This window comes from Vibrio sp. 10N.261.52.A1, assembly GCF_002876325.1.
In the GTDB taxonomy this organism is placed as follows: Bacteria; Pseudomonadota; Gammaproteobacteria; order Enterobacterales; family Vibrionaceae; genus Vibrio; species Vibrio chagasii.
Genome location: NZ_MCYD01000512.1, coordinates 1 through 8549, shown reverse-complemented (window position 1 = coordinate 8549; position 8549 = coordinate 1). Strand labels below are relative to the sequence as shown.

At 47.2% G+C, this 8549-nt stretch carries 8 protein-coding genes; 1 reads left to right on the top strand and 7 read right to left on the bottom strand.

Annotated elements, in window-relative coordinates; genetic code table 11:
- Positions 1-143 precede the first annotated feature (143 nt).
- Positions 144-884 (top strand): amino acid ABC transporter permease, encoded by a 741-nt coding sequence (locus tag BCT81_RS06730; RefSeq protein ID WP_102423615.1) that lies wholly within the window; start codon positions 144-146, stop codon positions 882-884.
- Between the two features lie 145 nt (positions 885-1029).
- Here BCT81_RS06730 and ugpC read toward each other — a convergent pair whose 3' ends face one another.
- From ugpC to BCT81_RS06695, 7 genes are all read right to left on the bottom strand, one after another.
- On the bottom strand, positions 1030-2160 hold the full coding sequence (gene ugpC, locus BCT81_RS06725; RefSeq protein ID WP_102423614.1) for a sn-glycerol-3-phosphate ABC transporter ATP-binding protein UgpC: 1131 nt from the start codon (positions 2158-2160) through the stop codon (positions 1030-1032).
- Between the two features lie 56 nt (positions 2161-2216).
- The gene (locus tag BCT81_RS06720) at positions 2217-2951 is read right to left on the bottom strand and encodes an HAD family hydrolase (protein WP_102423613.1); all 735 of its coding nucleotides are present in this window, start codon (positions 2949-2951) and stop codon (positions 2217-2219) included.
- Positions 2941-4410, bottom strand: coding sequence for a CehA/McbA family metallohydrolase (locus tag BCT81_RS06715; protein ID WP_102423612.1), 1470 nt, complete (start codon positions 4408-4410; stop codon positions 2941-2943). The genes BCT81_RS06720 and BCT81_RS06715 overlap by 11 nt, the downstream gene beginning before the upstream one ends.
- 104 nt (positions 4411-4514) lie before the next feature.
- Positions 4515-5795 carry an extracellular solute-binding protein gene (locus BCT81_RS06710; protein WP_063521770.1) on the bottom strand — a complete coding sequence of 427 codons (1281 nt, stop codon included), beginning with the start codon at positions 5793-5795 and terminating at the stop codon, positions 4515-4517.
- Positions 5796-5801: 6 nt separating this feature from the next.
- Positions 5802-6749: a carbohydrate ABC transporter permease gene (locus BCT81_RS06705; RefSeq protein WP_102423611.1), complete on the bottom strand. Its 948-nt coding sequence runs from the start codon at positions 6747-6749 to the stop codon at positions 5802-5804.
- A 23-nt stretch (positions 6750-6772) separates the two neighbouring features.
- Complete coding sequence (locus BCT81_RS06700; RefSeq protein WP_102423610.1) at positions 6773-7657, bottom strand: sugar ABC transporter permease; 885 nt, start codon at positions 7655-7657, stop codon at positions 6773-6775.
- A gap of 84 nt (positions 7658-7741) precedes the next feature.
- Positions 7742-8549, bottom strand: an 808-nt coding sequence (locus BCT81_RS06695; RefSeq protein WP_102423609.1) for a LysR substrate-binding domain-containing protein, incomplete at its 5' end; no start/stop codon positions are given.

Genomic DNA, 8549 nt, shown 5'->3' with positions numbered 1-8549 from the left:
CAATTAAGCTTTTCTTCATTTTTTATTCCTTCAAAGAATGCTGATTTCTAAGTGATGAATGTAGATATTCTTCTTAATTATTAACCATTAAACAGATTTGGTTGTTAACATAACAATAACAAATGGAGTTTTTGGGAGTAAATGTGAACTATCGTCACTTATCGCTAGTTTCTCTACTGTTTCTGACAGGGTGTTCAGACTACCAATGGGGATGGTATGTACTCGACCCGTCGACGGAGCAGGGGCGAACTAACATTCAGTTTTTGATGGCTGGTTTTAGCGAGACTATTCAGGTTTCGTTGCTAAGCATGTTTTTTGCTATGGCTCTGGGTATATTGGTCGCCTTTCCAGCGCTTTCTAGTTCTCCAATACTCAGGGGGATTAATCGACTTTACGTAGAGGTGATGCGTTCTATCCCTGTATTGGTATTGCTATTGTGGGTGTATTACGGAATGCCGACATTACTCGATGTCTCTTTGAACCACTTCTGGGCAGGGGTAATCGCATTGACCATTGCCGAGAGCGCCTTTATGGCAGAAGTGTTCCGTGGGGGGATTCAAGCGATTAATCGTGGCCAACATGAAGCGGCCGAATCCTTGGGATTGACCTATTGGCAAAAAATGCGATTGGTTATCCTACCGCAGGCATTCCGTCAGATACTGCCGCCCTTGGGCAATCAGTTTGTTTATATCCTCAAGATGAGTTCGCTAGTGAGTGTGATTGGTTTGAGTGATTTAACAAGACGAGCAAATGAGCTGGTGGTGAACGAATATTTACCTTTAGAGATCTATACGTTTCTGGTTTTGGAGTACCTTGTTCTTATTTTGGTCGTATCACAAGCGGTTCGTTGGCTAGAAAAAAGAATTGCGATTCCGAGCCATTAAATGGTTCTAACCCTCAAGAGTGTTTAGCTATCTCCAACAAAAAAGCCTCGAGTACAGTCCCGAGCTCCTGTTGATACTCCTCCTTAGAAAAATCCCCACTCATCTGAGCGGGGATTTCTTTATTTCGAATACGCAACACGTCAACTTATGCAGTCAATGCTTCTTCTGTCTCTAAATCGAATAAGTGACATTGGCTTGTATTGAAATGCAGTACTGTCTCTTCGCCACTGTTTGCCGTACGATCGGCATCGAAAGGCACGCGAGCCACCAGCTTATCTGCACCCAATTTGAAGTAGAGATAAAGCTCGTTACCCATCGATTCGACCACATCAAGCCTGTGCGTTTGGGTATTCACCTCAGATAAGGGCGCATCGTGATTAGCCAGTTGAATATGCTCAGGACGAACACCAAACCACACCCACTCGCCCAATTTTTCACGAGCAATAGCCTGCTTATCTTGTGGCAGTGTCCAACGACTGCCACTTTCAGAGACCACGTTCATCACACCGTCAATCTCATCCAATCTCACCTTAAGAAGATTCATCGCTGGCGAACCAATAAAGCCCGCGACAAACTTGTTTGCCGGGTATTGGTAAAGATTCATAGGCGTATCGACCTGCATGATCTCACCTTGATTCAACACGCAGATGCGGTCGCCAAGAGTCATGGCTTCCACCTGATCGTGTGTCACATAGATCATGGTGGCATTCTGCCCTTCTTGCTTAAGATTGTTGTGCAGCTGCGCAATGCTGACTCGCGTTGAAACTCGCAGCTTCGCATCCAAGTTAGACAGAGGCTCATCAAACAAGAACACATCAGGCTTACGCACCATCGCACGGCCAAGCGCCACACGCTGCCTTTGACCACCTGACATTTCACCCGGCTTGTTATCTAACAAGTGCTCGATGTCTAATGTCTTGGCAGCTTCTTCGATACGTTCAGAGATTTCACGCTTTGGCAGCTTCTGTTGTTTGAGGCCAAAAGCCATGTTGTCGTATACCGACATATGCGGGTAAAGTGCGTAGTTCTGAAACACCATAGAAATGCCACGATCTTTAGGTGGCAGCTCATTCACACGCTTATCGCCAATGTAGACATCGCCTTCTGAGATATCTTCAAGGCCTGCGATCATACGAAGTGTAGTGGATTTTGCACAGCCAGACGGCCCAACAAACACCATGAACTCACCTTCGCGAATATTCAGATCGACACCGTGCACGGCCTTAAAACCATTTGGGTAGGTTTTCTCTACCCCTCTCAGTGTGACTTCAGCCATAACCTGTCCTTAAATCAATTAGTTAAATACTATCTTTGCAATCTATCGTGGACGTTTTAGCCACGTTCTTGCAGTTGGTTGAGCTCAAAATGGGCGACTGACGCGATCACCAGATCCGCCACTGGCTCTAACTCGCTGTGTTGTGCAGTCCCCGTCAGCACGCCGACATTGCTTGCGCCTGCATTGCGACCAAATTCCATATCCGAAACCGTGTCACCAAACATGATCACTTCATGTGGCTCAATACCGCATTGCTCACAGAAGGCATTAAGTAGTGCTGGCGCTGGTTTAGGTTCGATATCCCCATCGGAGTAACCAACATAATCAAACATCCCACTCAAACCCGATTGCTCTAATGTGTAGATCGTTGAGTCTTTGGTATCTGCAGTCGCGATGCCTAAAATCATGCCCTGTTGTTTAAACACACCCAGCTTTTCAGCCACACCAGGTAGTGCTTCAATCCAGCTTGGGTTCTCTTCCACTTCGTCATTGAAAGCGGCTTTGGTCACCTTAGTGAACTCAGCGAGTGAGACATTAGGTTGCAGCATGTTGAACCACGCTGTCCCGGTATCTTCCACTGGGTTTGAGGCTAATAGTCCATAGTTATCAACCACATCACCTTCAACACCGATGGCCAAGAGTAACTCATCAGGTGTGACAGTTTGATTACCCTGATGCTGGTCACTGTAAGATTTCACACGCTCACAAGCACCACGAGAAACGTTGAGCCACATCTTGTGGAACTCTAACAATGTGCCGTCTTTATCAAATAACATCGCCTTAAACTTCATCACGGCTCATTCGCTCCATTAGTTCTCCCCAAGTACGCACTAGGGGTTGGTTAAATTCTGGTTGTTTACCGTCGAATACGGCGTTGATGCAGCCTTCAAACTCACGTTCGTCAGATGCAGGGTGAGTACCGTTCATTAGTGCTGAAGAAAGCTCTCCGCGACGAATATCCACTCGGCACCAACGGTAGCCTTCATCAATATGGATACTTTGCAGCTCATCATTCAGAGCGATTCGTCCAACAATCTCGCCATCCACCACGCACTCTGCGTAGTAAAGGTTTTCTGAGTCAGAGACAGCAATTCGGTATGTTAGTGGCTGGCCTTGAGAGTCGTTGCCCGGTAGCAAGTCACCTAAGTTGATATCAAACTTCAAGCCGCAACGGCGCTCTAGGTAAACTTGCCCATTACGCAGACCAGACAAGATACCTTCACCGCTCAAGCCATGGCTGTAGACGAAGGTGGATGGGTCGCCGTAGATAGAGGGTTCATCAGATTTAGGATTACGTTCATGGGGCTCAAGGTGCGAATCACTGCCGCCAATCGCGGCAATACGCTGACCACAATTCCACATTTCATTAAGAACCAATAACGCCTCTTCGGTCGCTTTTGGTGAAGTTGACCAAGTAGGGTCACAACACACTTCAAACGTAGACACTTGGCCTAGATCCACTTGATCGTAATGCCAGTGCCACGGCTTCATCATTGGGTGATTGATGCCAAGGGAGCTGTGTCCACTTTTCGCTAAACTCAATCCCACTTCCATGGTCGCTTGGCTGCTGTGTTCGACGTCTCTAAGGTCCAAAGACTTAACCGGACCATGCACATTGAAGTGCCCGAGATCGGTCGTGACTTCTAACGCAGGTAAGAACAAGCACTGCTTTGATACTGGCAGTTTAGGCTGGCAGATGTTGTGCTCTGTGAAGAAAAAGAAATCGAGCCCTTGTGATTCCACAATGTCTTTTGCCGCAGCCAAGGTATTGTGACCATCAGAAAGCTGAGTGTGAGCGTGTAAGTCACCACGATACCAGCGAGAATCAGAACTCAGCATATGACTGTAATCAAACTCGATATCGTGATCACTTGTCACCGTTTGGGTCAGTTCTAACTCAACATCGTTATTAACTAACTCTTCAGAGCAAAGTACATCGACTTGATACTGCATCACACGCTCGGTACGAAACTCACCCTCAAGGTTATAAAGCTCTATGAACCACTGGCCCGATGGAATCGCGCCATCAATCGCGCCTAGGCCTGAGTTTTCCGGTTGGATAGTGAGTGACTTGTGCGCCTTTTCAAATAGCATTTTGCCACGAAATGCTTGGTTGGCATCATACGCCGCTGCGTACAAGAATCCTTTTTTCACCGTTGTGCCGGTAATCGTTACGCTGTGAGAACCTGCTGGCACATCAAAGGGGATACGTACTCTGCCAAACGGCAGCTCACCTTGAAATTGGGTCATTGTCTTCACCAAATTCGTCCTACTTGAAGGACTGGGTCAAAAAGAGGCCCACCCGAATAGATGGACCTTGATGCATGCAAAGATAGTTTTGTTATCTTTACGGATTAAGAACGATTCGCTCGGTCTAGTGCACGTTGTGCTTTCTTAGCCGCTTGTTTTAGCGCTTTGTCAGCAGGCACGTTTTGGATTTGAATCTGATCCGCTGCCACCTTCAGCGCATCCATGATCTTACCGTTGGTAGGGTCGAGGAAATCTTTGGTCGCCGTGTTTGCTTGCTTCAACGGAATCAGGGCTTGCGGGTTATCTTTGGTGAACGCTTGGTACTCTGGCACCTCAGATACGCTGTTACGTACAGGGATGTAGCCTGTGAACATTGACCAAGCAGCCGTGTTTTTCGCGTTGGTGTAGAACTCAACAAACTCGAATGCACCTTTTGCTGCTGCATCGTCTGTGCCTTTTGGCATGACGTAAACCAGCGCACCTGCTTGTGGTGCAGAAGGGTTTGAGCCCCAACCTGGTTGCGTGGTTGCTGAAAGCTTAGTGAAGTCCAAGTCACCTTGGTCACCCGATGAACCGGTGTAGCCCAGTGCGTTGTCTTTCATCACGTCATCAATGGTTTTGTACCAGTATTCCCAGCCTTGACCACCGTAGTGAATACGCATGATTTGATCATCGTGGATCCACTTACGGAAGCTGTCCCACACCTCAACCCACTCAGGAGAGTCAATCAGCACTTTCTTACCGTCATCACTGATGATCTTAGCGCCGTTAGAAAATGCCGCGTCAATCATGTTGTCTTGACCCCACATCGGCTCCCAGCCGTAGAAGGTCACATTACCTTTCTCATCACGTTGTGTGACTTTCTCAGCGACCTTAGCCACGCCTTGCCATGTCTTTAGATCTTGCTCGGTAAAGCCGTTATCTGCCAGCACTTGCTTGTTGTAGTAAAACACCTGAGTTGTACCGTAAGCAGGTAGGCCGATGATGGTGCCATCGTCTGCAGTCACTTGGTCTTTAAACGCGCCAATGAAATCAGAGAAGTTAAACTCTTCATCCATGAACGGCGTTAGGTCACGGCTCAATCCACGCCCGTGCATCGCTTCTGCACGACCAGAATCAAGAAGAACTAGTTCAGGAGCCGTTTTCGACGCTAAACCAGCTTGCAGCTTCTGGTAGGTTTCCGTGTAGTTCCCTTGCAACGCGGGCTTCACCACATACTCATCTTGGCTTGCATTGAACTCTTCGATGAGCTTAGTCATCATTTGCTGTGGCTTAGTACCACCGGAATACCAAAAGTTAACTTCGGTTGCCGCAAGAACACTGCTAGAGAACATAGACGCGCTTGCTGCGCCAGCACACACTAGTGCGAGAGTTTTTAGTTTCATTTCCGTTTACTCTTTTACGCCGTTATCGGCGATACCTGAAAGAATCGTCTTTTGACAAATGACGAATAGAATTAACAAAGGCAATACTGCAATGGTGCTCGCCGCCATGATTTGCGACCAGTTCAACCCATAGTTACCTTCGGCAATAAAGTAGTGACGAATACCAGTAGCGATCAGATTTAAATCCTGAGTTGTTATCACTAGGCTCGGCCACATGTAGCTGTTGTAATTGGTAATAAAAGTGATGAGGAACAGTGTTGCGACTGCTGCTCGGCATTGCGGTAAGATGATTGCCCATAAGATTTTGAGCTCACCTGCACCATCAATTCGTGCCGCTTCAATCAGCGACGGATGCACCTTGATAAACACTTGGCGTAGATAGAACACACCGAAAACCGACGCCGCGTTCGACGCCACTAAGCCCATGTGTGAATCCAACAAGCCCAGTTTTGCCAAGGTGATGTAAGACGGAATGTAAGTCACTGCACCTGGCAGCATGTAACAGCCCATAACGATGAAATAGAGCACCGTCTTCGAGCGAAACTTCAGCTGAGTCAGCGCGTATGCAAACATCGCTGAATTCACAATCACCAACAAGGTGGTGAACAAAGCCACGCTAAAGCTGTTGAAGATGTACAAGCCAAACGGCGCGCTGTGAAAGGTTTCGACAAAGGTTTCCCAACGAAACTGCTCTGGAATCAAGTCCAGCGGGTTAGCAAAGATCTCATCATTGGTTTTCAGCGAACCAGACAGCATCCATAAGAACGGAAACACCATGATGGTTCCACAGGTTGCTAAGAACAGGTGCTTAGCCAGTGCGATAAACGAGCGGCGATCCACTGAAGTTTTCTTTGACGTAACCTCTGATTTGGTCGCTTTGGTTTGGGCTCTAACTTTGGTTTTCGCTGTGCTCTGATTCAATACTTGATTGGCATCCAATACTTGCGTGGTCATAATTCTGTCCTTTCAAAAATCGACTAGTAGTACACCCAGCGCTTGCCGATGTAGGTATTAATAAGTGCCAACAATCCAGTAATCAGGAATATCACTAACGATGTCGCGGCCGCAGGTCCCATTTCGTAACGTTCAAACGCCTGTTGGTAGAACAAGTACAGCAAGGTACGAGTCTCACCACCCGGCCCGCCCTGCGTTAAGATCTGGAACTGATCGAACGCCTGCATTGCCGTGATAATATTGACCACCACTAAGAAGAATGTGGTTGGTGAAATCAGCGGCAGCGTTATCTTCAAAAAGCGCGTTAAGCTGCTGCAACCATCAATCAAAGACGCCTCATACAGTGATTCAGGGATCTTGTTGAGTGCACTGATGTAGAACAGCATCGTCCAACCAATCGCTTGCCAAACTGTTACGATAATCACCGCAACCAAGGCTGTGTTTCCGTTCTCTAACCATGGAATCGCACTAAACCCTGCCGACTCCAATAAGTGGTTTGCCAAGCCCGATTTGGCCTCAAATACCCAAGACCACACAATCGACACCGCGACCGTTGGTGTAATCCAAGGCGAGAAGATCACTGCACGATAAAACTGGCTACCCTTGAAGTTTTTGTGCAGCAGCATGGCAAACACAAGACCAAGAAGGATGGTGGGAATCACCACACCAACAGAGAACCAAAACGTGTTGAGCATCGCTTGGATAAACTCGTAGTCCTCAACCATGTACTCGTAGTTTTCTAGGCCAATGAACGAATAATCTGGCGAGATGTAATCCCAATCGGTGAAGCTGATGTAAATAGAATAACCAAATGGTACGAGCCAAAAAGTAAACAGTGGCACCAACAACGGTGCAGTAAATAGCAGTACCTTTAAGCGGTTTTTCATTGGTTCTGAGAAAGCACTCATGGTGACCTCGTCCTTATTTGTATGCGGTTAAATTAAGGGGTTTGTGTGACAGGTTAGTAAGAGCGCCCTTCATTTTTTTTATGGCTACCCATTAGAAAATCTTTCTTCCAGTTCGCCATCTTCCATCTGGTGATACAGCCAATCACAAAAGAAATTCACCTTGGCACTGCGTCTGTGTTTGGTAATCAAATAGTGGGCAGATTCAGCAGGCATTGAGGACTCTGTCGCCAGAACCAGAGCGTTTTTCTCTAACAACTCAGACACCGCAAGCGAACGCACTAACAACACGCCAATACCATGCTTAACTGCCTCTAGAGCGTGCAGAGAGTTACTCACTTCAAGTAGCACCTTAGGTAAAGTCATCTCGAATTGGTTATGGCTCAACCATTGCAGCCAGTTCTCTCGGTAGCCTTTTACTTGCACGGTCGGCAGAGCAGAAAAGTCATGCTCAACCAAGGAGTCTTGATATTGGTTTTTAAATTCTGGGCTGCACACTAACTGCCAATGTTCTTGAAACAGCCGCTCGCAATGGGTGTCTTCGCTTTCAACCTTGCCGTTGGTCAGTTCGATATCGACATTCTGACAAGGGTTGGTTGATGGCCAGTCCACCAGCTGAATATCGAGCCTGATAAAAGGGTATTTTTGATAAAAAGATGGCAGGCGAGGTAACAGCCAGTTATGGCAAAAGGTGTGATTAACACGCAGGCTCAACACGTCGGTTTCTTTTTCCCCGAAGAGGATTTGAGTCTGTAGTTTCAGATGGGCCAATGAGCCAGCAACAATCGGTTGATAATGCTGGGCGGCTGACGTCAGCTTTACGCCTTTGGAGCTGCGTTCAAACAGTGTGGTATCGAGAAAGGTTTCTAAACTTTTAAGCTGCTGACTCACCGCA